Genomic DNA, 24207 nt, shown 5'->3' on the forward strand with positions numbered 1-24207 from the left:
GCGACCCGGCGGTCCACGCTGAGAACGGGCACGCTGCGCGTGGCCGCTCGAGACGGAGCAGCCTCGGCCCCACGAGGGTCCGAATAGTCGCGGTTGGCAGCGGTTGGTCTGACAGCGCAGATCGGACGCGGACCTGGGATGCAAAAAGTCCCGGCGAGGAATCAACTCTCACCGGGACTTTTTCTTTGCGGTCGGGCTGACAGGATTTGAACCTGCGACCCCTTGACCCCCAAGGCGTCCAAAACCGTCGACCAGGTCTGTTTCCCGCATGATTCCAGGGGTCAGATCATGCAGTGCCGTAACGGGATGCATAGTTTGCATGATTCTGGTCCCCTTCTGGTCCCCCGGGGACCTGTGAGAGAACCAGAATTAACATGTCAGACATAGCTCCCGATAGAAAGGCGAGTCGGGCCGATTCCGACAGCTCATCCCTCTACGCTGAAAACATGCCCGTGGACTCCGCGCTTCCCGACCTCGCCCGGCCGATCGAGGAAGGCCAGCCGTGGCCTCGTCCCGCTTGCCCAAAGTGTCAGACCGGGTACATCGGTTTCTCTGCGCCGGCTGAAGACGAAAGCCACGATTCAGCATCGGCGCGCAGCCATCCAGCGTTCGAACCGGAGTGGATTTCCGGCACCTTCGTCGTCCGCGGCCAGTGTGAAAACCCCGAGTGCCAGCAGGCTGTGCACGGCACCGGTGACTTTCGCGTGGACTACTCCCAGAAGTCCAACCGCGACGAGTTCAATTACTCAGAGGCCTGACTATGGCAGCGTAAGTCGGACCCACCGGGGCAATCTAGGCGGGACCCACTTGGTCGTTGCCGGGGTGCCTGCGGCAATCTAAGCCGGACCCACCTCCACCGTTATCGGAACTGTGATTTCCGATTGCTGAGGGTGGAGGACGGATGGAGTCTCGGGTGGATGTGTTTGCTCGGATCCGACGTGATGCGCGCGTTGAGGGGTTGGGGATTCGGGCGCTGGCCCGCCGGCACGCGGTCGGCCGGCAGACGGTTCGACAGGCGCTCGAGTCGCCTGAACCGCCGCCGAAGAAGACGCGGGTGCGGTCGGCACCACGGCTGGACAGGTTCAAGCCCCTCATCGACGAAATGCTCCGTCAGGACTTGGACGCACCGCGGAAGCAGAAGCACACCGCGACGCGCGTGTTCGACCGGCTGATTGCCGAGCACGGGGCGACGGAGCTTTCCTACTCGACGGTCCGGAACTATGTTCGGGCCAGGCGCCCGCAGATCGATGCGGCGGCAGGCAGACGGGCTGATGTGTTCGTCCCACAGGAGCACATGCCGGGTGCCGAGGCCGAGGTCGACTTCGGTGAGGTGTGGGTGGTTCTGGCCGGGGTGAAGACGAAGTGTCACATGTTCGTGTTCCGCCTCTCGCACTCGGGCAAGGCAGTCCACCGGGTATACTCGACGCAATCACAGGAGGCGTTCCTCGAGGGGCACATCGACTCGTTCGATGAGATCGGCGGAATCCCGACCCGGCACATCAAGTACGACAACCTCACCGCCGCCGTTCAATCGGTGCTCTACGGCCGCGGCCGGGACCGGATCGAGAACGAACGGTGGGTGCTGTTCCGCTCGCACTACGGGTTCGACTCGTTTTACTGCCAACCCGGGATCAAGGGTGCGCACGAGAAAGGCGGCGTCGAGGGTGAAGTCGGACGATTCCGCCGGAAACGACTCACGCCGATGCCGGTCGTGGGCTCGCTGGCCGAGCTCAACACGCGGATCCGGCAATGGGATGTGGAGGATGATGAACGCCGCATCGCGTCGCGGATCCGCACCGTCGGACAAGACTTCAGCGCTGAGCAAACGAAGCTGGCGCCGTTGCCGTTCGAGCGGTTCGACCCAGGGCTGACGTTGCACCCGAGGGTTGACCGGTCGGCGCTGATCACGGTGCGGATGGCGAAGTACTCAGTCCCCGCGCACCTGATCGGCCGCAACGTCCGAGTGTCGCTGCGGGCATCCGAGGTCGTTGTCTTCGACGGGCACGCCGAGATCGCCCGCCATGAACGCGTCGTCGCTCGCGGCGGCCACGCCGTGAATCTGGATCACTACCTCGAGGTGCTGCGGCACAAGCCCGGCGCGTTTCCCGGGTCCACGGCCCTTGCCCGTGCCCGCGAGTCGGGCGCGTTCACGGCCACGCACGATGCGTTCTGGCAAGCGGCCCGCAAGGTCGACGGCGACACCGCCGGCACCCGCGCCCTCATCGACGTGCTGCTCCTGCACCGGACCATGCACGCCGCCGACGTGATCGCGGGCATCCGTGCCGCTCTGACCGTCGGTGCTGTGTCCGCTGACGTGGTCGCGGTCGAAGCTCGCCTGCACGCGGCTGGGTCCGGCTTGGGCCGGCATCTCGTTGAACAGTCACCACCCGTCGAGCAGCGTGTTGTCAGTCTGACTCAACGCCGGCTTGCCGACCCCGCGGCGGTGATCGCCGGACTCCCGCCGGACACACGTCCGCTGCCGTCGGTCGCCGGCTACGACGAACTCCTACCGCGACGAGCACGACCCAACATCACTGGACCATCCGCCGATCGAGAAGGAAGCACCAGAACATGACCTCACGAGCTACTGCTGTCACCACTACCTTGCGCCGGCGGCGCGGGCTGACCGAGGAAGCTGCGTCCGCTGCCGTCGATCAAGCTTGCAGGCGGCTGCGGCTGCCGACCGTTCGTGCGGTGGTCGATGAAGCGCTCGAGACTGCCAATCGGGAGCAGCTGTCCTACCAGGGCTTCCTCGCTGAGTTACTCATGGCCGAATGTGACGACCGGGACCGGCGCTCCTCTATCCGTCGTGTCAGCGCGGCAGGCTTCCCTAGGAACAAGTGGCTCGGGGACTTCGATTTCGATGCGAACCAGAACATCAACGCTGCGACGATCCACCAACTCGCAGCTGGTGACTGGATTCGGAAGGGCGAGCCACTCTGCCTGATCGGTGACTCCGGCACAGGCAAGAGCCACCTTCTGATCGGGCTTGGCACTGCGGCCGCGGAGAAGGGATACCGAGTCAAGTACACGCTCGCGACGAAGCTGGTCAATGAGCTCGTCGAAGCCGCCGACGAGAGCCAGCTCGCCCGCACCATCGCGCGGTACGGACGCGTCGATCTTCTCTGCATTGACGAGCTCGGCTACATGGAGCTCGACCGTCGCGGCGCCGAACTACTGTTCCAGGTCCTCACCGAACGAGAGGAGAAGAACTCCGTCGCGATCGCATCAAACGAATCCTTCTCAGGTTGGACGAAGACGTTCACCGAACCGCGCCTATGTGCCGCAATCGTCGACCGGCTCACCTTCGGCGGCAGCATCATCGAGACCGGCACCGACTCCTACCGGCTCGCGCACACACGACGACTCACCGACGCCAGTTAACAAGCCCGACCTGTCGTATCAAGGCGAAGCCGATCTGCCGGCGGTTTGCGAAAGCAATCGGCCACGAGCAGCTGAGAAAGGCCTTTACCTGCATCAACAGTTCTTCCAATGCCAAATTGGTCCACTGCTAGCGGTCCTTGAAGTACCGAAAGAGGTTGCGGCGACGAATGAGCATGCCAGCAATGAGGCTGCCCAGGATCGCGCCGACGATCGTTGCCAACACGATCGGAATCGACGCCATCCTAATCACTTCCGCGTCCGATGGCGCTTGTTCAGCGGACGTTGCCAGTGCGACGGAGCCTGCCAAGAGGGCAACAGGCAGGGCGAGCCAAAGAGCCTCGACGGTGAGCATCAACAGAAGCGAAGCGCGTCTTACGCCCGAGTGCAAAGCCGACGCCAGTTCCACTCGTCGGCTGTAGACGACGCTGAGGAGCAGGAGCGCCGCGCCGATAAGTCCGACCAGGGGTCCGTAGCGAGTCAGCCGGCCCGCGAAAGCCTCCGGACCATTGAATGTTCGGCCCAGCGATGAGTTGAGCTGGGTCAGCTGTACTTCGGTCTCACGGGGCGCGTTCACAGAGACGACTGGTGCGGTGAATGAACTGGGGTCGGAAAGCGATGGCCAGATATCAACCCAGCATTCGTCAAAGGGACCGCTCGCCGTGACGGGCACTATGACTGCGTACTCTAGATCGCTGCGTCGACCGTCCGGCGGCCAGTCGTAGATGGCTGCCACGCGGGCTTCGCCAGTCGTTGTAGAAACTGAGTCACCGGGTGACAGCGCCAATTCGTCCGCTACCGCACGTGAGAGCACAAGCCCGTCGTTGGCTGGCCTGGCGTGGATCAGCCTGAGCAGGCCAGGAGAACCTTCAAAGCTGAGGATGCTGTTCGAGGGGAGTGCGTCGAACCGGATGCGCTGCTCGCTTTCTCGGAGGGCTCCGGCTTCGGCCACTGCTCTCGTACGTGGCATTCCATCGCAGGCGCGGGCGTCGATCTCCGCGGCCGCGTTGACGATATAGACCGATGCACCAGTCGTCCGAAAATTCTCGGCTTCGTCAACGAGCTGACCAATTGCACGAGTTTCTAAGACGACCAATCCAATGGTGATGAGAGAGAGCACGCACAAGACCGCGAAAGAGCGTAAGGGGCTCGCGAATGCATTTCGCCACGCCTCGGAGAATATTGAAGACGCTCTCATCCGAGACCGCCAAGCTCAATGCGACGGGAGCACTCATCGCGGACTCGCGGATCGTGCGTGGCAATCATTACAATATGGCCGGCTTCTGCGAGACCGTCCAAGATTGAAATAACTGCCTCGGCGCTGATGGCGTCCAACTGCGCCGTGGGCTCGTCCATAAGGATCAGATCAGGGTCGCAGGCGATCGCTCGTGCCATCATCAAGCGTTGTGCCTCGCCTCCGGATAGTTGTCCGAATGTGTGATCGCTGACGGCCTCAAGGCGCACACGCGACAGCAGTTCACGCGCACGCGTTTCAGCGTCCCGACGGCGTGCACCCTTCGCGAGCAAAGGAAGCACCACGTGGTCAACTGCCGTGCGACCAGGGACACCGTGCGGATTCTGGAAGACCCACTGGGTCGTGTTGATCCCGAGCGCCTCCAACGTCCCCGCGCGCGGATCGGCGAACCCACCGAGAATGCTCAATAGTGTGCTCTTTCCGCTCCCAGATGGCCCCGTGATCGCGACTAGGTCACCACCCTGAGCTTTGAAACTCAGCCCACTAAAGAGAGGGCGGTCGACGTCGAACCAGTGAGAGAGCCCACGCGCCGTCAGTTGCACGTCATCCTCGACGAGGAATCTACGATCGCTACGTTCGGGGGTAATGTATCGGCCAACGTACGAATGAGCACCCGACCCAATGTTGACGCCACAACCTCGACCGCGTACTTCCGGTCACCGTCAGACACGCATGAAGCGTCGGTGCCTGCGCCAATCAGGGCGCTAGCCGGGACTGCGCTGACCGCGATGGGGGCGGCAAGCTCGAATGCGGCCGTTAGTTTCACGTCTCCACCGCTTGAGACAACTGCCTCATATTCAGGTGTGGCGAGGATTCGGGCAATAGCGTCTGGAGCCGTCACCGTGGTACTGCCACTCGGAACAGAGACTTCAACATCGCCGACTCTCAAGACCCGCTCACCATCAATGGTGATCGCGTTGGCCCCTTTGATAGCAAAGCCACTGACGGTACCGCCGAGCTGAGCAACCGGAGCCCCCGGTGACACAGCCACACCAAGCTGCGATGGGCAGGCGTCGACCGTGACCGAACTCGTCGGTAGCCAGATGACATCAGCCAAAGGCAGAGTGCCTTCTGACTCGAGTCCATTCGCGATGCGAAGTGCACGCATTTGGGTCGAAGTGCTGGTGCCGAAATATTGGTCAACATCGACCGGGTAGCCGAGCCTGGTCAGCTCATTCTCAAGCGCCTGCACATCGGCGCCTTCATCTCCCGGCTGGAGGTCGCGCCACAGCGGAATACTGGTATGCAAGAGCATCACCGGCACTCCGTCTATGGCTATCGGTGCGGTGCCAGAGTTCCAAGACGCTCCAGGTGCGCAATCGACGGCAGTCAGAACGCCCGAGCGGTAGGGGGCAAGGCCACGACTGGGGGTCTGCTCGGCGACGAGCTCCACACTGATCGGGTCGCCATAATCAGAGGATTCGACCGGCACGATTACGGGCCCCGTGTGCGCTTCCAGCGTCGAGGGCGACGCGGCGGGGACAGCAACCACACCTATGCCGATACCGCAGGAAAGGGCTACGAGGCCGACAAGGATCGCGGTCCCGGCCTTATCCGTGCGGGTTGGTGAGGCACTCGAAGGCTTCGGGCTGGTCTGGGCGGAATTCTGGCGACTCACTGAGCTCTTTCTCGAGATCGTCTACATCGTAGTCGTCTTCCACAATGCCGTTCCGAATGAGGCAATCGACTGCGGGCGCTAGTGGATCGCCATTTGACGGATTCTGCAGCATGTTCACGTAGAGCGGCTCAATGAGGTTCTTGGTACCGAACAAGCATGTCTCCTCTGCCGATGAGACACTGGTGCCGTTCCCCGCTGGATACGAAATCGCGTACTGGTAGCTCCCCGAGGCCTGAAGCTCTGCCGACGCCTGTAAGCCGGATTCATTGAGGCAATCGACATAGCGCTGCGCGGCTTCGTCGTACTCCTGCCGAGATATCTTGCCGTCAGCAAGGACATCACGCTCGAAATCTGATGTCGCCTCTTCGCGCGCCTGTTGGATTTCCGCAGAGTACGGAGCGTCCGACTTTTCAGTGGCTTGAGCCGCGCAACCTGTGACGCTCAGAATGAACGCCACAGGCAGCACGAGCTGAATTGCTCTGGGCATGCTCTAGAACGATACCCAGCTACTACCGTCGCGGCGGAAGTCGTGGCCTGAATCCGAGCCGTTCGAGTTCGTGACGGACGACGACGAGGCCTGCGCGCCGGTGTAGTGCGTGGGCGCAGAAGAGATGTAGCGCCAGATGCCTGCCTGGACCCAGGCACATTGACCGCCACGATCGAAGACGTACGTCGATGTCGACGTCTTCGACGGAGTCGGCAAGCATCCGGCTTGTTGCCCTGCCTGTGCCGGTGCCGCGAGCCCCAACGTGGCCGCGAGAATCAACGCCCCGGTGAAACCAATGGAAAGTGCCTTGCGCATACAACCCCCCAAAATTATGCCTAGCGGCGTCGCTAGGCACTGAAAGGCTGACCAGTCCCGGCACGTTTGGCAAGTCCTCTCAAGAGCCGACTCGAACCAGCTCGGCTAGCACCACTATGCTGTCGCGGCATTTGCCAAGGGCTATGCCTCCCACCGTCTAGAAATTCACCACGAGGGCAACATGCTGCAGCGGCCTGACGGTCAAGCTTCAATGTGAACCAACTGTTCGGCAAGACAAAGGACGTCGCCGAACCCGGCGCCGCCGGTGCGGTGAACAACGACACCATCTAGGTGTACCCGGCCATCAGGTCTAAACGGTGGCCTCATCGAAGATGTCAGGCCCAACCCTGGCCGCGATGAGCGTCTGGGTGGTCTCCCCTTAGATTGCCAACCTGGTCCTGAACTCGGTTGACATTCTCAGAGGCCCCTTACTCGTCGTACTACACGGTGACGCACTTGCATCCACCCATGCTGATGATGCCGATCCCCATGTCAGCTCCCGACGAAGTGCGAGATGGCGTGCTCCGCGCATCCCGTGTGCTTTTCGCCGATCCTGGTTTAGCAGCAACCGCCCTGCGTGCCACGGTAGAACGCTTCTTGACCTCGGAAGGTATCTCTGCCACTCGACCAACCGGGCAGTTTCGGAACCCGCACGAACGCATCAAGGAATGGCGAGACGCTGACCCCAATCGGCCACCTCTGGCTGACTTGTTTTTCGCAGTCAAGTGGCTTGGCAACGCCGGAACTCACGAGGACTCAGACTTGACCACCATGGAGGTACTCGACGGCGCCAGGGTGCTCGACGAAGCCTTTCACCGACTTTTCACGGGCCCAGACATCGACGCGCATGCGCGAACCATCAACGCCGCGAAGGGACCCTCGCGGCAGCCCTGAGCCGCCCCGGTCGATGGCTGCGATGCCAACGGCTCCATCAAGCAACGAAAGTCACCAGCGATTTCCTCGGCTTGCACACTCAGATCGATACTGACGAGTTGGATGATTCGCTCAACGCAGTGGTGGCCGACATGCAGACCCGCACCACGCCAAGAGCTTCGTTCTGACCCCTGCACCGGGCGAGTCGATGTTTGTTCAGTTCTGAGATAGTTGGGTAAGGCCATCGACGGCATACGATCGGGCACTCTGCGCGAAACGGGATCGTTGCAGAGCAACAAGGGGTATCCGTGCATCTGAAGACAGTGCAGATCAGCAACTTCCGTCGACTGAAGAACGTGTCGATCGATCTCGAGACTGGCACGACTGTTTTCGTCGGCGCGAACAATAGCGGCAAGACTTCCGCGGCCAGCGTGCTTCGTCTCCTCGTGAAGGGCCGGGCGAAAGGCCTCACCGTCTTTGATTTCAGTGCGAGCTGCCTGGAAAGCCTGAGGGAAATCGAAGATTCCGAGCCCGGTCAGGAGCCACCACTTCCGGCAATCACCCTCGACCTGTGGTTCGACGTGACGGAGAATGAACTCCATCGGGTCGTGGATCTCCTCCCCAGTCTCGACTGGAATGATCAACCAGTCGGGATTCGCTTGCAGTATCGGCCGCGTAGCGAATCGGAGCTGCTCTCCCGGTATCGCGATGCGAAATCAGCGGCGGCGCTGAAATCGGACACGTCATACCATCCATGGCCCAGCAGCCTCCAGGAGTACCTCGAGAAGAAGCTCCATTCAGAATACGAGCTAGCCTATTTTGTCCTTGAGCACGAGATCGCCGAGGGAGAGGAGCACGCATATTCGCCGACCGCTCATCCTTTGCAGAATTCGAAGGGTGAGGCGGCCGCAACCCTTGACGGGTTGCTTACTCTTGACTATCTGGACGCCCAACGGTTTCTCTCAGATTCCGAGGCCAATTCACGCACGAAGGATCTTTCGAGGAGCCTCAGCCAGTTCTACCAACGCAACCTCGACAGGTTTGAGACAGACACCAGCGTCCTCCAGGCTCTGCACGCTTCAGAAACAAGCTTCAACGATCACCTTGCGCAGGTGTTCGAATCGACCCTCGGCAGCTTGAACGCGCTCGGCTACCCTGGTGTCGAAGACCCCGAGCTCGTCATCCGGTCGAGTTTCACGGCCGACCAGATCATGGCGCAAGACACATCCATTCAGTATTCACTTCCCCGCGCGGAAGGGGATCTGGTTGGAATCCGCCTCCCGGAGAAGTACAACGGGCTTGGCTTCAAGAATCTGATCTACATGGTCATCAAGATGCTGGACTTCCACCAACAGTGGGTCACGCAGGATGAGAGAACACCAGTTCATCTGGTGATCGTTGAGGAACCTGAGGCCCATCTTCACGCGCAGCTCCAGCAGGTCTTCATCAGCAAGATGCAAGAGATCATCTCCGACGACAGCGGCCTTACTACCCAGCTCGTAGTTACAACCCACTCGGCTCATGTGATCAACGAAAGCCGATTCACTCCTATCAGGTATTTCAGACGAGTTCAGTCCTCCACGGGCAGACACGAGTCTCAGGTTCGCGATGTTTCAAAGCTGAACACCCTCGAGAAAGACACGAAGAACTTCCTCGAGCGGTATATGAAGCTCACCCACTGTGATCTCTTCTTTGCAGATGCAGTAATTCTCGTGGAAGGCAACGTTGAGCGTCTTCTGTTGCCCTCGATAATCGAGAAGAGTCAACGTTCATTGACATCCAACTACCTCACGATTCTTGAGGTCGGGGGGGCGTTTGCGCACAAGTTCGATCCGCTGCTCGCTCTGCTCGGTATCCCAACGCTGGTGATCACCGACCTGGATAGCGTTACCCCTTCGGCTCCGTCCGGAGGGTCTGTCGTCAATTCTGCGCAAGATGGATCACCTAGTGTCGCATCCGGTACTTCCTGCCCCGCAGACACTCCATTGGCAGTGACCTCGAACGCAACCCTTCGCGACTGGCATCCCCGTAAAACCACGGTCGCGGAGCTCCTGGAGCTCAGCGACACGGCGAAGGAATTCTCGCTCGGCACGGACAATCCGACGCTTCTCCGCGTTGCCTACCAGACCTCCAGTGATGTCACTAAAGACGGGAGCACCTCCCGCGTGACCGGGCGCACATTTGAGGAGACCTTCGCCTACGAGAACCTGGTATGGGTTCTGAGCGACACGCATCGTTCACGCTCGCTCTTGCCCGCACAGTTCGACCACACGGCAGCCTCGTTGAACGACATCGTTGAGAAGATCCACGATCGAGTGAAGCGTTCCAGCTTCAAGAAGACCGAGTTTGCCCTAGCCCTCATGCTTTCGTCAGACGAGTGGCAGTCTCCCAGCTATATCGCAGAAGGACTCGCCTGGCTTGACGGCAAGATCAACCCGCCATCCATGACACCAGTGAAAGAACAGGTCGTTGTGTCATGACGCGCCGAATCGACAGTCCGGATACTGACGCAGACATTAAGCTCTGTGAAGTTCTCGCACGCCCCACCGCAACCTGCTTCGTTGTGAACGCTGGCGCAGGGTCAGGGAAGACCACTTCACTTGTCAAGGCGCTCGCCCACCTTCGCGATAGGAACGGTGAGACGCTCAGAAAGAGCGGACAACAGGTCGCCTGCATCACCTATACCGAAGTCGCTGCTGGCGAGATCCACGGCGAGATCGAAGAGGATCCACTCTTCCATGTCTCGACGATTCACAGCTTCCTGTGGACGGTGATCAAACCGTTCAAACGAGATGTGGCGACTTGGGTTGCTCAGCGCATCGACGAGAAAGTCGCTGCCTTGCAGGAGCACAACGCCAAACCCCGCACCCAAGCAAAGACGATCGCGAAGAACACACTCCAGCTCGAGCGACTAGAAGCGAACAAGGCTGCGATGCAGACCGTGACTTCGTTCACCTACGGGGTTGGCAGCCGGTACGGCAAGGGAATCCTTGGCCACGATGACATCATCAAGATGGTTCCGCAACTCATCCTCGAGAAGCCTCTCCTCCGGAAGCTGATCGCCCAGCGGTACCCGTTCATTTTCGTGGACGAGAGCCAAGACACCTTCCCGCTGGTGGTTGCAGCTCTGAAGGAGCTGTCAAACGATCCGTCGTGTGCACTCTGCATTGGCTTCTTTGGCGACCCCATGCAACAGATCTACGCAACAGGTGCTGGCGACATCGCGCTGGAGCCAGGATGGGTGCAGATCGACAAACCCGAGAATTTTCGCTGCCCGTCTACCGTGCTATCGGTCATCAACAACATCCGACGCGAAGTCCCGGGAGCTCTCCTCCAAGAAGGTGGTCGACGCACACGAAACGGCGACTCAGACGAGTACATACGAGGCGAAGCACACCTATTCGTGCTCCCGATTGATGCGGAGCGTGACAGCCATCTGGCTCGGGTTCGCGAGTGGCTCGCAACGAACACCAACGATCCGGAGTGGAGCTCGGATCACCGATCGTCCAATGTACGGATCCTTGTCATTGAACACCGTCTTGCTGCCCGACGGCTCGGCTTCGAGAGCCTATTCTCCTCGCACCATGACAAGAGCACGGACGCTCTCAAGACCGCCATCGCCGAGGGCACGGCCTGGACAACCCTTCCCTTCGTCGGCTACCTCACCCCGCTCGCCCAATCGGTCTGGGCGAGACAGAAGTTCCCGCAGATTGAACTCATCCGCGCCAACAGCCCCCTCCTCCTCGACATGGGGACGAACCAGAGTGCCAGCTCCGTGCTCAAGAGGCTCTCCGCGGCCGCTGAGTCCGTTGCGGAGATGCTGCAACCAGACAGCCACGCGACCGTGCGCGCCGTCCTCCAACACGCAACTGCAACCGGGCTGCTCACACTCGATGAGAGGTTCAAGGAACACGAGGCGCTCATCAATCAGACCCCTGATCCCGGTAATCTGTCCGATTTGGCCAACAGTGTCGGCCCGGAAAGCGATATCCTCGCTCGGTTCTTGGAAGTTCCAGCACGAGAGCTTCTCCCCTACCAAAGCTACTTAGACGAGCATTCGGTCTACGCGACCCACCAGGGAGTCAAGGGGGCCGAGTTTAGCCGCGTGCTCGTACTTCTAGAAGATGACGCCGCCGCAGGGAACATGTTTTCCTACAACAAGCTTCTCGGCCTCCAGGAACTCTCCGACAAAGACCGGGAGAACATGGCCGCCGGCCTCGAAACCACAATCGACCGCACTCGCCGCCTGCTGTACGTCGGCTGCTCGCGCGCAGAGCACGCCCTTGCCGTCGTGATTTTCACCCGAGATACATCAACAGCCGCAGCGCAGCTGAGGGATCTGAACATCTTCGACCCCGCCAGTGTCCACGACACAATGGATCTTCAATCGACACGGCCAGCCTAAGAAGGACGATGCGCATGGACTCGTCACACACGAACGCGGGTGCCGGCCTTGATTTGAGAGCGCTGCTAGATGTACTGCCCAGGGACGTTGGTCGAGCTGTGATGTGAGCGTCTAGGGTGCTGGACACGATGAGGACCTCCCGGTGAGAGTGGAGCTGTTGACACTTTCACTCGAGTCCAGGAGGTCCTCGTGTCCCACGCTAACGCCGCTTTGACGCCGATCCAACGTCTGAGGATCGCGCGGCTGATTGTCGATGACGGTTGGTCGGTCGCGCACGCGGCCGTGTTCTTTCACGTCGCATGGCCGACCGCGAAGCGGTGGGCCGACCGGTATGAAGCGATGGGCGTAGACGGGATGCAAGACCGGTCGTCCAGGCCGCACGGTTCACCGAACAAGACGCCGCCACACCTCGTGCGGAAGATCGTGCACCTGCGGTGGAAGAAGCGCCTGGGCCCGGTCGCGATCGCGGGCCGGGTCGGGATACCGGCGTCGACCGTGCACGCGGTACTTGTGCGGTGCCGGCTGAACCGGCTCCGCCACGTCGACGTACGCACCGGCGAACCGATCCGCCGCTACGAGCACGAGTATCCCGGGTCGATGATCCATGTCGATGTGAAGAAGCTCGGCAACATCCCCGACGGCGGCGGTTGGCGCACCGTCGGCAGGCAGCAGGGCGGCAAGCACCGGGCGACGACGCCGGGCAAGGGCCGCAACAAGTACTCCCACCCGCTGATGCGGCATGCATTCGTGCACACCGTCATCGACGACCATTCCCGGGTCGCGTACGCCGAGATCCACGACGACGAAACCGCGGCCACCGCGGTAGGAGTACTACGCCGCGCAGTGTCTTGGTTCGCGGACCGCGGCATCCGTGTCGAGCGGGTCCTGTCCGATAACGGCGGCGCATACAAGTCACGCCTGTCGCGACACGTGCGTCGAGCTGAGCATCACGCCGAAGAGAACCCGACCCTACCGACCACAGACCAACGGCAAGATCGAACGCTTCCACCGCACGATGAGCGACGGTGGGGCATTCGCCCGCCACTACAACTCAGAATCCGCCCGACGAAACGCACTCCCTGCATGGCTGCACACCTACAATCACCACAGGCCCCACACCGCCATCGGGAAGGTCCCACCCATCACAAGCTTGATCAACCTCCCTGGGCAGTACAACTAGAGGTCGAGCACGGCGGGTGAGCGCTCGACGCCAGGAGCTTCCAGAACGTCCCCCCGGGGTCGGGATTCTTGGTGGTTCATCGATACGTCCGGGTGGCAAATCAGCTTGCGTCGGCTGTCGCGTTCGGGGCACCTTGACCGGGAATATCGCGGCGGGTCGTACGGGAGCCGTACGGTCAACGGATGCCGGGCCCTCACAGCTCGGCTTGAGACGTGCCGAGTGTTTCGGTCGGCGACCCTTCAACGCAACGGGTAGTGCTCGAGTTGCTGTTCCCAGTCGTTAGTTGCGACGGCGAGTAGGGCGTGCTCGACGCGAAATTCCATCCGAATCCCTCGACCCCATCGGTCGTCCCAAGAAGCACTCGGTGGCGCTGCCTCTCCGACCAGCCTGATGACGAGACTCGACTCGCCTGGATTGGCAGCCACTGCGGCAAACGACAGGTTCGGCTCCGTGAATTCGATCGAGGTTTCTACGGCTTGGGGAACAGCTCGGAGCCAGGCGAGGAGCTCTCGTGCCTCCCACGTCGTCAGGCAGGGGTCTCGAAACTCCCAGGACTCGTCGGCCAACTTCACACGCCCATCGACGAGCAGCCAGTTCTCGTCCCAACCACCCGTCGGCGCAACGGCCATGGCCCCGAATTGATAGCCATCGAGACGAATCTCGACGAAGTCGCCGTCGGGGGAAGAAATTTGCACGCTCGTACTCTATAGAAGCGGCGGCGAGGCAGTCCGCTGTCAGCGGGAGGACACAGTGGCATCGACCGGTTCATCGTTGGATCAATTCTCCGTTGCGGGATCCGCTTGCGGACCTCGTCGCCTAAGCGGACCCGCTATCGCGGGCCCGCCCGATTTCATGCAGTGAGTTCGTCCCCTGGGTCGGGCAGGTACGAGATGCTGCTCAACGGTGTCGCAACACGGGTACAACCCATCCACCCTCGGCGTCCTGCCAACCGCCCTCGACGGCGCTGACGCCCCACGAGCCGAGAATCAGGGACATCTTCTCGATGTCCTGAGGGTTGCGGATATCTCCGCCGAAGTCCGGCAGTTCATTGAACTTGGCGCCGTGGCCGCTGTTGTCTGGATCGAGGCGAAGCTTCCATACGTTCTTGTCGCGGTCGAAGAAGAGGTATGCAAGGCGAACGCTCATTGTTGGATCGTAGCCCGGCACGATTGGATACCCGCTGCTGGATCCCGAACTGACTAGTTAGACCTCGCGAGCTGGCTGCAGCCAGCTGATCCCGAGCTTGCGTTTCGTGTCGTCCGACACCTGGAACTGAAGCTGCTGCTCTACGACACCATCCCGGCCGAGATGCAGCTCGACGAGTTCTGATTCGTTGCCCACGGTGAGAGTCGTGATCACGTTGAGCAGCTCGGGCAGCGCAGCAGAGCCGATCAACACCTCGCGGGTGTTTGGAAGGTAGGTGTGTTGCTCGCCGCCTCGGACTGCAAGGCTGTGATCGGTGCACAACGCGAGCGTCACGTTGGCCTCGCGGATGGGCTGCATGTCGGTGCGATCGCACCCGCGTACTTGGCATGTGGGCATGTGCAGAAGATATGGCGTCCTACCGACATCGCATGCGAAAGCGTGAGGTGCAGCGTATGGGTGCAACGCGCAGCCAGAACGTCGTGCGGCCCGAAAGGTGCGAGGCTTTCCGAATGACTGATCCATTCCTTGAGGCTTTCGTTCCTCAGTTGCTCGCCACCATTGTCGGCGGCGTGATCGGTGTCTTCGCCGTGTGGCTTGCTTTCGGATGGCAGCGGCGAGCGTCGGCCCAGGACGGGGTGGACCAGGCTGTCGAGTACCTGCTGTGTCGCATCGCTGAATACGTCTCGGACCTTGATGCCTATAAGCGGGACTTCGGCCTAGTGAACTGGGGCGCCGGCCAACGACCGCAGCGTTACGTTCCGCACGCCGCTGGCGTGTCAATCGCTGTCGAGCTACTGCGGATGCGTACGAAGGGCAAAGAGCGGAAGGTTGCCGATGAGATCGGCAAGGCATGGAGCCTCGCAGCTGCCGCGACTCTCGACAAACGAGGCACCGCATGTGGCTTCCTGGCTGGGGCAATCTCAGACTGGCGGTTGGGTGCTTCCCCCGCCGAAATCGCCGACGGTCTGGAAACGGTGCGACAGCTCGCACTCAAGGACGACGAATTCGAGATCGGCACATTAGAGAACTGAGCGTGTCGAAGCTCAGTGCATCGTGGATGTCTTCTGCCCGTAATGGGATCCTTCACTGACGACGTTGAACAGGCTGCCCGAGCCGTCGAATCGGAGATAGTGAAGGAGAGGGCAACAGATGCGCAGCGCTGCACGCGAGGGAGCACGTGCGTACCTACCTGTCATGGGAGTGATCTGCGCCGCGCACATCGCCTCGCCCATTCCGTCCAAGTCGGGCTGCAAAGCTCGGGTGGACGCGCATACGGGTCACGGGCGCGATTGTGCCTCAACGAGAAAAGCCCTGATCACACGGCGGGGCTGATTCGCCCCCACCGTCACTCTGATCAGACGGAGTCGTATCGGCGGGCCGTCCTGGACAGCCGCATCCGTGCTGGCCGTTGCTCCTCCGCCGACCGCCTCGATCAGTCTTCATCCCGCCTGAACGCCCTCTCCAGCAGCTCCGCCGTCGCCGGGTTCACCAACTCCCGACGCTGGATGAGTGCTGCACCGTGATCTTCGTATCGGTGTGCCCGAGCAATTCGGCGGCGAGTTCAACGCTCGCGTTGTCGTTCACCGCGGTCGCGACGGTGCGCCGGAACAGGTGCGGTGTCACTCCGCCGATGCCGGCCAGCTCGAGCACGTGTCCCAGCTGACGCCGGACGTTGGCCGTGGTCAGCGGAGTGCCCTCGCGCGAGCGGAACACCAGCGACTCCGGGTCTACCTCGCTGTGACCGCAAGTCGACGCCGCACCGCCTCGGCTGTGAACGACGGCAATGCGATGATGCGCCGAGACTTCGCCGTCTTCGGATGGTCCTGCCGGAACGTCGGCTCGCCATGACGGCTGATGATCGTGCCGGCGATGCGGATCGTCGGCGTCGGGCCGGTGACATCGACGTCGCGCCGGCGGATCGCGAGCACCTCACCGATGCGGGCGGACGTGCCGAGCATGACCTCGACGATCGCGCCGAGCTGCCCATCGGGCCGAGGACCTGAGACGTGGTCGACGCCGGACTCCCAGCGGGCGATCACGGCGCGGATCGCGTTCACCTCGACGCTCGTCAGCGCATCGGGCATCCGAGCCTCACGGTGGACGCGGGAGACGTGATGCATCGGGTTGGCGGGCAGCACCTCGTGCCGCACAGCGAGTTCGAGCGCGAGCCTCAGCACCACGCGCGACTGCTTGGCGCGGTTGTACGAGATCCTCGCCTGCTCCTTGATGAAGCGGTCGCAGCGCGCCACCCCGATCTCACGCAGCGTCAGGTGCTCGAACACCGGCAGCACGAGGGTGCGCATATTCCGCTCGTACAGGATCCGCGTCGTCTTCGAGATCCGGCCCTCGAGGTCGATGTCCTGCAGCCAGTACGCGACGAGGTCGCCGAAGGGGCTGTCCGGCGTCAGGTGGCCGGAGCTGGATGCGGGTTGGAGTTCCGAGCGTCCCGCCAGCCTCTCCTTCAGTGCTCGCTCGGCGGCCTTGGTGGTGTCGGCGGTGGCCTGCACGATGCGTGAGCGACCGTCCCAGTCGCGATATCGGGTGCGGGCTTCGAATCGCCCGGACGGCAGGATCCGGGTGGTGATATCGCCGAAGCTGCCGATGGTCAGTCGTGGCCGGCCCATGTCAGTTCGCCGCCCCTCGGAGCATCGATACGGCGGCTACGCCGATTCCAGCTGCTCGGCCACCCAGGCGCGCACGTCCGAGGCGGCGAACTTCAGGTGCTTGCCGAAGCGGTAGGCCGCCGGCCCCTTGCCGCGGGTGCGCCAGTCGTAGAGCGTCGAGACCGGCACACCCAGATAGGCAGCCAGCTCGGTGATGTCCAACAGCGGTTCGAGCCCGAATGCGTCGGCGGGTACCGTCGCGGAATCGATCGCCATCTCCTCGTGCGTGTTCATACCGGTCAGGTGCGCACCCCGCCCCTGAGCGATCGGAACCGACCGGCGATGACACGGTCGGCTCGGACGGCAAGGACGGATCAGGGGTACTGACGGGATGAAAGTGATGGGTTTTCGATGGGAGGATCAAATCTCTTAACCTCAAAAGTCCCGGAAACCCTTGAGTTTCCGGGACTTTTTGGTCGGGCTGACAGGATTTGAACCTGCGACCCCTTGACCCCCAGTCAAGTGCGCTACCAAGCTGCGCCACAGCCCGATGCCATCGGATTTCGCCGAAGACAACTTGACCATCATAGCGGCATTCGAGGGCGTGCTCGTGCACACGAGGGCACCCACGCGGCATCCGCTCGCCGGGTTTCGAGACGGTCGCTCCGCTCCGTCCTCAACCAACAGACGACATCCTCTCCAGCCACTGACGATCAGCTGAGAGCCCTCGACCTCGAGCATCATCCCCGCAAGACTTGGGGGCACATACGCACTTCCGAGGGGGAAACACCGTGGCACGCACCATCGCCGACCAGCTCGTCGCCCAGCTCATCGATGCTGGCGTCGATCACATCTACGGTATCGTCGGGGACTCGCTGAATCCCATCGTCGATGCGGTGCGCCGATCGGGTGGCAAGGCGAAGGGCGGCATCGACTGGATCCACGTGCGCCACGAGGAATCCGCCGCGTTCATGGCCGCTGCCGAGGCGCAGCTCACGGGCAAGCTCGCGGTGTGCGCCGGCAGTTGTGGGCCTGGCAACCTGCACCTCATCAACGGCCTCTATGACGCGCATCGCTCGGGCGCACCGGTGCTCGCCATCGCGAGCCACATCCCGAGCGCGCAGATCGGTTCGGGGTACTTTCAGGAGACGCACCCCGAGCGCCTGTTCGTCGAGTGCTCGAACTACTGCGAGCAGATCATGACGGCTGCGCAGTCGCCGCGTGTGGTCAACTCGGCGCTGCGGCATGCGATCGCAGGCCCCGGGGTTTCGGTGATCGTCATGCCAGGGGATGTCGCGGAGTTCGAGGCATCCGCTTCGTTCCCGTCGCTCGTGCTCACTGAACCCGCGACGCTCGTGCCCGCTGAAGCCGATGTGCGACGCCTTGCCGCCGCGATCGACGAGGCGAAGACGGTCGCGATCTTCGCAGGCGCCGGAGTCGAGGGTGCGCACGACGAGGTGATCGCGTTCGCCGAGCTGCTCAAGGCACCGGTCGGCCACACCCTGCGCGGCAAGCAGTGGATCCAGTACGACAACCCCTTCGACGTCGGCATGACCGGCCTGCTCGGCTACGGCGCAGCGCACGCGGGCATCCACGATGCCGACCTGTTGCTGCTCATCGGCACCGATTTCCCCTACGAACAGTTCATGCCCGACCCGGAGAAGGTCGTCATCGCCCAGATCGATACGGATGCCGCGCATCTCGGCCGGCGCGTCAGCGTCGCGCACCCCGTGCACGGCGACGTGCGGGTCACGCTCGCCCGGCTCACCGAACTCGTGGCGCCGAAGAGCAACCATGCCTTCCTCGACCGCACGTTGAAGAAGCACCACAAGCTGCTCGACACGGTCGTGGGCACCTATACGGATGTCTCGAAGGTCACGCCGATCCATCCCGAGTACGCCATCTCACTCATCGACGAGGCCGCAGACAACGACGCGGTCTTCACGGCCGACACCGGCATGGGCAACGTCTGGCAGGCCCGCTACGTCACCCCCGCACCCGATCGGCGCATCATCGGATCGTTCCTCCACGGCTCGATGGCGAATGCGCTCCCCCACGCGATCGGCGCGCAGTTCGCCTACCCTGACCGCCAGGTCGTTGCGATCGCCGGCGACGGCGGGCTTTCGATGCTGCTCGGCGAACTCATCACCGCGGTGGCGTACAAGCTGCCGCTCAAGATCTTCGTGTTCAACAACTCGACCCTCGGGCTCGTGAAGCTCGAGATGCTCGTCGACGGGTTCCCGTCATTCGGCGTCGACGTTCCGCCGGTCGACTACGCCGGCATCGCCGAGGCGATCGGCTTCCACGCGGAGCGCGTCGACGACCCGCACGCAGTGAAGGATGCCGTTGCGACCGCGTTCGCCCACGACGGCCCGGCGCTGCTCGACATCGTCACCGATCCGCGAGCGCTCTCGCTGCCGCCCGCGATCACGGGCGAGCAGGTGAAGGGATTCGCGCTTGCGATGTCGAAGACCGTGCTGCACGGCGGCGCAGCCGAGGCAGTGGCGATGGCGCGCTCGAACATCAAGCACCTGCCTGGGCTTTGACGCGCCACCGCATCGAGCAGTCGACTTCAGCGAGGTTCTCGAAACCGAATCAGATGTACTACCCGATCGACCGGTGCGACGGCATCCAGCAACTCTGCTGAGAGCTCGGCGTGGTCGCGTTGCATGTCGCGCATCATGTCGTGAGCGGCGGGCTCGGATGTCAGTGGTCGGCGCTATCTTCGAGACGTGATGACCGATCTGATCGAAGATCTCGAGCCCGCACCGCTCCGGGTCGTTCCGGCGAGCGAAGTGCCGTTCGCCGATGTCGAGGCCGTGTTCGGCACACGCGGCGACCCGGCGCATTGCTGGTGCCAGTGGTACAAGATCCCGGGCAGCGACTGGCGGGGCATCGGCGATGACGCCCTGCACGACCGCCTGCAAGCGCAGATGCACAGCACCGACGCCGGGCCGGGGCTCATCGCCTACGACGGTGAGACGCCAGTCGGTTGGTGCGCCGTCGAGCCGCGAACCAATCTCCCCAGACTCCGCCGCAGCCGCATCGTCACCGGAGGCTCCGCCCACCCCGACTTCGACGACGCCGGCGTCTGGGCCGTCTCATGCTTCGTCGTACCGCGAAGCCACCGTGGCCGCGGTGTCGGTCGCGCTCTCGCCGAGGCCGCGGTCGACTTCGCCCGTGCGGGCGGCGCCGCCGTCATCGAGGCCTACGCCGTCGACCCCTCGAAGCGTGCGAAGGTCGCAGCAGATGCGCTCTTCCACGGCACGGTCTCGATGTTCGCGGGCGCCGGCTTCACCGAAATCTCCCGGCCGAAGCCAGACCGCGCGATCATGCAGGTCGAGCTGGTGAACAACGGCGTTCTTCATATTTGAGGGGCTCACGGCCTCGCTTCTCGTCGGGTTCGAGGCAAGCGCCGCCCAGCGAACGGAAAGGTTCACGCGCGCGGCAGCACACCCAGGAGCGCCGAAGTGAAGGTCGCGCGGAGAGCGTCACGCAGCTCCAGGTGGAGCACGCCGAGGGCGGGCTCGTCCGCGTAGGCGGCGAGGAGGCTGGGCGGCGGCGGCACGTAAGACGACAGTGCACCCGCAGAGACGAGGCTCATCAGGCAGAACAGTTGCGCGCCGTCGCCGAGTTCTGGCACATGGTGGCGCACGAGCTCGGACATGACCGCGAGCCTGGTGAGGGAAGACCGCTTGTGTCGCTTGACCACCTCGACCGAGACGTTGTGCTCCAGGACGCCGCCCTGCGCGCCGAAGAGGTCGCAGAGCACCACCCGGCCCGCGAGCGACTGGCTAAGGATCTCGGCCAGCTGGCCCGCCCGCACTTCTGGTGCCGCGTGCGGCTCGATGCCCACTGCCAGCTCCTCCGCCAGCTCGGTGAGCCAGCTTCCCAGGTAGTCGTCCAGCAGTTCGAGCAGCACTGCCTCGCGCGACTCGAAATATCGCAGGACGTTCGACTTGGCCAGGCCCACCCGCCGACTGAGCTCGTTGAGGCTCACCTCGGCCACGGGCATCTCGTCGAGCATCGCCGCCGCCGTATCCAGAATCGCCCGGCGGCGGATCTCCCGCTGCTCTTCGCTTCGCGCTCGCTGGAACGTCACGCCCTCAGCCTAGCTTAAAGACCACCGGTTCCTTGACATCAGACCGCCGGTCCCTTAGGTTTGTCCTAATAACAGACCGAGAGTTTTTTAGGAGTGCACCGTGAGCGACAACTGGACAGAGCAGGACATCCCCGATCAGCACGGCAGGGTGGCGATCGTGACCGGCGCCAACTCCGGGCTGGGCTTCGAGACCGCCCGCATGCTCGCCGAGCGGGGGGCAGCGGTCGTCCTGGCCGTTCGCGATGTCGAGAAGGGCAAGCAGGCAGCCGACCGCATCATCGGCGACGTCACCGTCCAGGCCCTCGACCTGAGCTCCCTCGACTCGATCCGATCCGCGGCGGCCGACCTGCGCGCCGCCCACGCGCGCATCGACCTTCTGGTCAACAACGCCGGCGTGATGTACACCCCGAAGCGAACAACGGCCGACGGCTTCGAACTGCAGTTCGGCACCAACCACCTCGGCCACTTCGCCCTCACCGGCCTGCTGCTCGACCGGCTCCTGCCCGTCCCCGGCTCCCGCGTCGTCACGGTCAGCAGCAACGGCCACCGCATCCGGGCCGCCATCCACTTCGACGACTTGCAGTGGGAGCGCTCGTATAGCCGCGCCGGCGCGTATGGCCAGGCCAAACTGGCCAACCTGATGTTCACGTACGAACTGCAGCGCCGGCTCGCGTCGCACGGCACGACAGTCGCGGTGGCCGCCCATCCCGGCGTGGCCAACACCGCCCTGACCCGCGATACACCCGCCGCGCTCCGGCTGCCCCTCACCTGGCTCGCGCCGCTGCTCTCCCAGAAGCCCGAAATGGGCGCTCTGCCCACCCTGCGCGCCGCCACCGATCCGGAGGTCGTCGGCGGCCAGTACTACGGTCCCGCCCATGCGGGTCAGAACCGCGGATATCCGAAGGCGGTCATTTCCAGCGCCGACTCCCACGACCAGGAAATCCAGCAGCGCCTGTGGACCGTCTCGGAGAAGCTCACCGGCGTGACATTCCCCCGCAGCCTGGCCGTACGGTGACGTTCGGCTCCACGAGCGGCCCCTTGCGGCGCTCGCCGAGCGACACGCCCGTGCCGGTGATGGTGTGCACGCCCAGCGACCGTTCGTAGACGAACCGGTAGCCGCCCTCGCGCAGCTGCGACGTCGGCACGATCGATGAGAAGCGAAGGTCCCAGCGCGAATGCAACGCCGGCTCTTGCGTGAGCCGCCAGACCTCGTCGAGTTCGGCGCGCACCAGGATCTCGACGTAGATGCCGCGATCGCCCGACTCCCCCGCTCGACGGGAACGACTCGGGCGCCGCGGCATCCGTGAACTACCTGCCGCGCTCGCGGCGCTCGCGCACCCGCATGTTGATGACGATCGGCGAGCCTTCGAAGCCGTAGATCTCGCGCAAGCGCCGCTGGATGAAGCGGCGATAGCCCGGGTCGAGGAATCCGGTCGTGAACAGAACGAATGTCGGCGGGCGACTTGCTGCCTGCGTGCCGAACAGGATGCGGGGCTGCTTGCCGCCGCGCACCGGGTGCGGGTGCTCCTGCGTCAGCTCGGTGAGGAACGCGTTGAACTTGCCGGTCGGAATGCGGGTGTCCCACGACTCGAGCGCGGTCTCGAGGGCGGGTACGAGCTTCTCGAGGTGCCGGCCGGTCTTCGCCGAGATGTTGACCCGCGGTGCCCACGCCACGTGGTGCAGGTCTTGGTCGATCTCGCGTTCGAGATAACGGCGACGTTCGTCGTCGAGCAGATCCCACTTGTTGTACGCGAGCACGAGCGCGCGACCCGATTCGAGCACGAGGTCGATGATGCGCACGTCTTGCTCGGAGATCGGCTGCGAGACGTCGAGCAGCACGACTGCGACCTCGGCCTTCTCGAGGGCGGCCTGCGTTCGCAGCGAGGCGTAGAAGTCGGCGCCCTGCTGCAGGTGCACGCGACGACGGATGCCGGCGGTGTCGACGAAGCGCCAGATCTTGCCGCCCAGCTCGATCTGCTCGTCGACGGGGTCACGGGTGGTGCCCGCGAGTTCGTTCACGACGACGCGCTCTTCACCGGCGGTCTTGTTCAGCAGGCTCGACTTGCCGACGTTGGGGCGACCGAGGATCGCGACGCGACGCGGGCCACCGAACTCGTCTTTCGCGACGGCCGAAACCTGCGGCAGCACCTTGAAGACGGTCTCGAGCATGTCGGCGACGCCGCGACCATGCAGGGCCGACACCGGGAGCGGCTCGCCGAGACCGAGGTTCCAGAGCGCAGCAGCCTCGGACTCCTGGCGGGCGTCGTCGACCTTGTTCGCCAGCAGGAACACCGGCTTGCCCGCTTTGCGGAGCAGGCGCACGACGTGCTCATCGGTCGATGTGGCACCGACCGTGGCATCGACCACGAACAGCACGATATCGGAGAGGTCGATCGCAACCTCGGCCTGCGCGGCAACCGATGCGTCGATGCCCTTCGCGTCGGGCTCCCACCCACCGGTGTCGACGAGCGTGAACCGCCGGTCGAGGTACTCGCCCTTGTACGACACGCGGTCGCGAGTGACGCCAGGAGTATCTTCGACGACGGCCTCACGGCGCCCGAGGATTCGGTTCACGAGGGCCGACTTGCCGACGTTCGGCCGACCGACGATCGCGATCACCGGCAGTGCGGGAAGGAAGCGAATCGCCTCCTCGCCCTCTTCGGAGAGCTCGAGCACCTCGAGGTCGTCGTCGTCGAGCGCGTAGTCGGCGAGCCCCGACCGGAGCGTGGTCGCCCGCTGCTCGGCGAGCTCGTCATCGACGTCGGCGAGACGCTCCGCGAGATCGTCGTCGGGAGCGTCGAAGTCTTCGCCCTGGTCGGTCATGGTCTCTCCTCTGAAGTCT

General features: G+C 63.2%; 24 protein-coding genes, 1 tRNA gene and 1 pseudogene. 11 read left to right on the forward strand and 15 right to left on the reverse strand.

Translation table 11 applies throughout. From position 1 onward, the window contains the following. Positions 1–446: 446 nt before the first annotated feature. From AC1C2S_RS20100 to istB, 3 genes are all read left to right on the forward strand, one after another. The gene (locus AC1C2S_RS20100) at positions 447–758 is read left to right on the forward strand and encodes a DUF8608 domain-containing protein (RefSeq protein WP_495354361.1); all 312 of its coding nucleotides are present in this window, start codon (positions 447–449) and stop codon (positions 756–758) included. Positions 759–901: 143 nt separating this feature from the next. Beyond that, positions 902–2575: an IS21 family transposase gene (istA, locus tag AC1C2S_RS20105; RefSeq protein WP_495354362.1), complete on the forward strand. Its 1674-nt coding sequence runs from the start codon at positions 902–904 to the stop codon at positions 2573–2575. Next, the gene (gene istB / locus AC1C2S_RS20110) at positions 2572–3384 is read left to right on the forward strand and encodes an IS21-like element helper ATPase IstB (protein ID WP_495354363.1); all 813 of its coding nucleotides are present in this window, start codon (positions 2572–2574) and stop codon (positions 3382–3384) included. Before istA ends, istB begins: the two co-directional genes overlap by 4 nt. 127 nt (positions 3385–3511) lie before the next feature. On the opposite strand, the gene AC1C2S_RS20115 is transcribed toward istB, so the two are convergent. From AC1C2S_RS20115 to AC1C2S_RS20135, 5 genes are all read right to left on the reverse strand, one after another. Beyond that, positions 3512–4501 carry a hypothetical protein gene (locus AC1C2S_RS20115; RefSeq protein WP_495354364.1) on the reverse strand — a complete coding sequence of 330 codons (990 nt, stop codon included), beginning with the start codon at positions 4499–4501 and terminating at the stop codon, positions 3512–3514. 74 nt (positions 4502–4575) lie between these two features. Further along, positions 4576–5178 carry an ATP-binding cassette domain-containing protein gene (locus AC1C2S_RS20120; RefSeq protein ID WP_495354365.1) on the reverse strand — a complete coding sequence of 201 codons (603 nt, stop codon included), beginning with the start codon at positions 5176–5178 and terminating at the stop codon, positions 4576–4578. Further along, positions 5169–6068: a peptidoglycan-binding domain-containing protein gene (locus AC1C2S_RS20125; protein ID WP_495354366.1), complete on the reverse strand. Its 900-nt coding sequence runs from the start codon at positions 6066–6068 to the stop codon at positions 5169–5171. The genes AC1C2S_RS20120 and AC1C2S_RS20125 overlap by 10 nt, the downstream gene beginning before the upstream one ends. A gap of 118 nt (positions 6069–6186) precedes the next feature. After that, positions 6187–6741: a hypothetical protein gene (locus AC1C2S_RS20130; RefSeq protein ID WP_495354367.1), complete on the reverse strand. Its 555-nt coding sequence runs from the start codon at positions 6739–6741 to the stop codon at positions 6187–6189. 3 nt (positions 6742–6744) lie between these two features. Further along, the gene (locus tag AC1C2S_RS20135) at positions 6745–7056 is read right to left on the reverse strand and encodes a hypothetical protein (RefSeq protein ID WP_495354368.1); all 312 of its coding nucleotides are present in this window, start codon (positions 7054–7056) and stop codon (positions 6745–6747) included. Between the two features lie 468 nt (positions 7057–7524). Here AC1C2S_RS20135 and AC1C2S_RS20140 point away from each other — a divergent pair, with 468 nt between their 5' ends. The 4 genes and pseudogenes from AC1C2S_RS20140 to AC1C2S_RS20155 all read left to right on the forward strand — a co-directional run bounded on the left by AC1C2S_RS20140 (position 7525) and on the right by AC1C2S_RS20155 (position 13514). Then, complete coding sequence (locus AC1C2S_RS20140) at positions 7525–7950, forward strand: DUF4145 domain-containing protein (RefSeq protein WP_495354369.1); 426 nt, start codon at positions 7525–7527, stop codon at positions 7948–7950. A 287-nt stretch (positions 7951–8237) separates the two neighbouring features. Next, positions 8238–10409 (forward strand): ATP-dependent nuclease, encoded by a 2172-nt coding sequence (locus AC1C2S_RS20145; RefSeq protein ID WP_495354370.1) that lies wholly within the window; start codon positions 8238–8240, stop codon positions 10407–10409. Beyond that, complete coding sequence (locus AC1C2S_RS20150; protein WP_495354371.1) at positions 10406–12334, forward strand: UvrD-helicase domain-containing protein; 1929 nt, start codon at positions 10406–10408, stop codon at positions 12332–12334. The genes AC1C2S_RS20145 and AC1C2S_RS20150 overlap by 4 nt, the downstream gene beginning before the upstream one ends. 189 nt (positions 12335–12523) lie before the next feature. Further along, positions 12524–13514 (forward strand): annotated as a pseudogene (locus tag AC1C2S_RS20155) (IS481 family transposase). A 239-nt stretch (positions 13515–13753) separates the two neighbouring features. Here the strand turns inward: AC1C2S_RS20155 and AC1C2S_RS20160 are convergent. The 3 genes from AC1C2S_RS20160 to AC1C2S_RS20170 all read right to left on the reverse strand — a co-directional run bounded on the left by AC1C2S_RS20160 (position 13754) and on the right by AC1C2S_RS20170 (position 15017). Next, positions 13754–14209, reverse strand: coding sequence for a WapI family immunity protein (locus AC1C2S_RS20160; protein ID WP_495354372.1), 456 nt, complete (start codon positions 14207–14209; stop codon positions 13754–13756). A gap of 202 nt (positions 14210–14411) precedes the next feature. Continuing rightward, on the reverse strand, positions 14412–14660 hold the full coding sequence (locus AC1C2S_RS20165) for a hypothetical protein (protein WP_495354373.1): 249 nt from the start codon (positions 14658–14660) through the stop codon (positions 14412–14414). A gap of 57 nt (positions 14661–14717) precedes the next feature. After that, entirely contained in the window at positions 14718–15017 is a 300-nt protein-coding gene (locus AC1C2S_RS20170; protein WP_495354374.1) for a hypothetical protein, read from the reverse strand. A gap of 152 nt (positions 15018–15169) precedes the next feature. Between AC1C2S_RS20170 and AC1C2S_RS20175 the strand changes: the two genes are divergently transcribed. Beyond that, a complete protein-coding gene (locus tag AC1C2S_RS20175; protein WP_495354375.1) occupies positions 15170–15691 on the forward strand; it encodes a hypothetical protein in 522 nt (173 codons plus the stop codon). A 454-nt stretch (positions 15692–16145) separates the two neighbouring features. Here the strand turns inward: AC1C2S_RS20175 and AC1C2S_RS20180 are convergent, their stop codons facing one another. From AC1C2S_RS20180 to AC1C2S_RS20195, 4 genes are all read right to left on the reverse strand, one after another. Beyond that, complete coding sequence (locus AC1C2S_RS20180) at positions 16146–16373, reverse strand: tyrosine-type recombinase/integrase (RefSeq protein WP_495354376.1); 228 nt, start codon at positions 16371–16373, stop codon at positions 16146–16148. A gap of 14 nt (positions 16374–16387) precedes the next feature. Next, positions 16388–17284: a tyrosine-type recombinase/integrase gene (locus AC1C2S_RS20185; protein ID WP_495354377.1), complete on the reverse strand. Its 897-nt coding sequence runs from the start codon at positions 17282–17284 to the stop codon at positions 16388–16390. 36 nt (positions 17285–17320) lie between these two features. Continuing rightward, positions 17321–17557, reverse strand: coding sequence for a helix-turn-helix transcriptional regulator (locus AC1C2S_RS20190; protein ID WP_495354378.1), 237 nt, complete (start codon positions 17555–17557; stop codon positions 17321–17323). Between the two features lie 179 nt (positions 17558–17736). Continuing rightward, positions 17737–17813, reverse strand: a tRNA-Pro gene (locus AC1C2S_RS20195). A gap of 241 nt (positions 17814–18054) precedes the next feature. Here AC1C2S_RS20195 and AC1C2S_RS20200 point away from each other — a divergent pair. Together AC1C2S_RS20200 and AC1C2S_RS20205 are read left to right on the forward strand one after the other, a co-directional pair. After that, positions 18055–19809, forward strand: a complete 1755-nt coding sequence (locus AC1C2S_RS20200; RefSeq protein ID WP_495354379.1) for a pyruvate dehydrogenase — start codon at positions 18055–18057, stop codon at positions 19807–19809. 189 nt (positions 19810–19998) lie between these two features. Further along, the gene (locus AC1C2S_RS20205; protein WP_495354380.1) at positions 19999–20637 is read left to right on the forward strand and encodes a GNAT family N-acetyltransferase; all 639 of its coding nucleotides are present in this window, start codon (positions 19999–20001) and stop codon (positions 20635–20637) included. 62 nt (positions 20638–20699) lie between these two features. Here AC1C2S_RS20205 and AC1C2S_RS20210 read toward each other — a convergent pair whose 3' ends face one another. Then, positions 20700–21365 carry a TetR/AcrR family transcriptional regulator gene (locus AC1C2S_RS20210; protein WP_495354381.1) on the reverse strand — a complete coding sequence of 222 codons (666 nt, stop codon included), beginning with the start codon at positions 21363–21365 and terminating at the stop codon, positions 20700–20702. A gap of 100 nt (positions 21366–21465) precedes the next feature. Here AC1C2S_RS20210 and AC1C2S_RS20215 point away from each other — a divergent pair, with 100 nt between their 5' ends. Continuing rightward, positions 21466–22380, forward strand: a complete 915-nt coding sequence (locus AC1C2S_RS20215; RefSeq protein ID WP_495354382.1) for an SDR family NAD(P)-dependent oxidoreductase — start codon at positions 21466–21468, stop codon at positions 22378–22380. Here the strand turns inward: AC1C2S_RS20215 and AC1C2S_RS20220 are convergent. Then, entirely contained in the window at positions 22340–22666 is a 327-nt protein-coding gene (locus AC1C2S_RS20220) for a hypothetical protein (protein ID WP_495354383.1), read from the reverse strand. The genes AC1C2S_RS20215 and AC1C2S_RS20220 overlap by 41 nt on opposite strands. 7 nt (positions 22667–22673) lie before the next feature. Continuing rightward, a complete protein-coding gene (der, locus tag AC1C2S_RS20225; RefSeq protein WP_495354384.1) occupies positions 22674–24188 on the reverse strand; it encodes a ribosome biogenesis GTPase Der in 1515 nt (504 codons plus the stop codon). Positions 24189–24207: the final 19 nt, after the last annotated feature.

This window comes from Agromyces sp. Y782, from assembly GCF_059445405.1.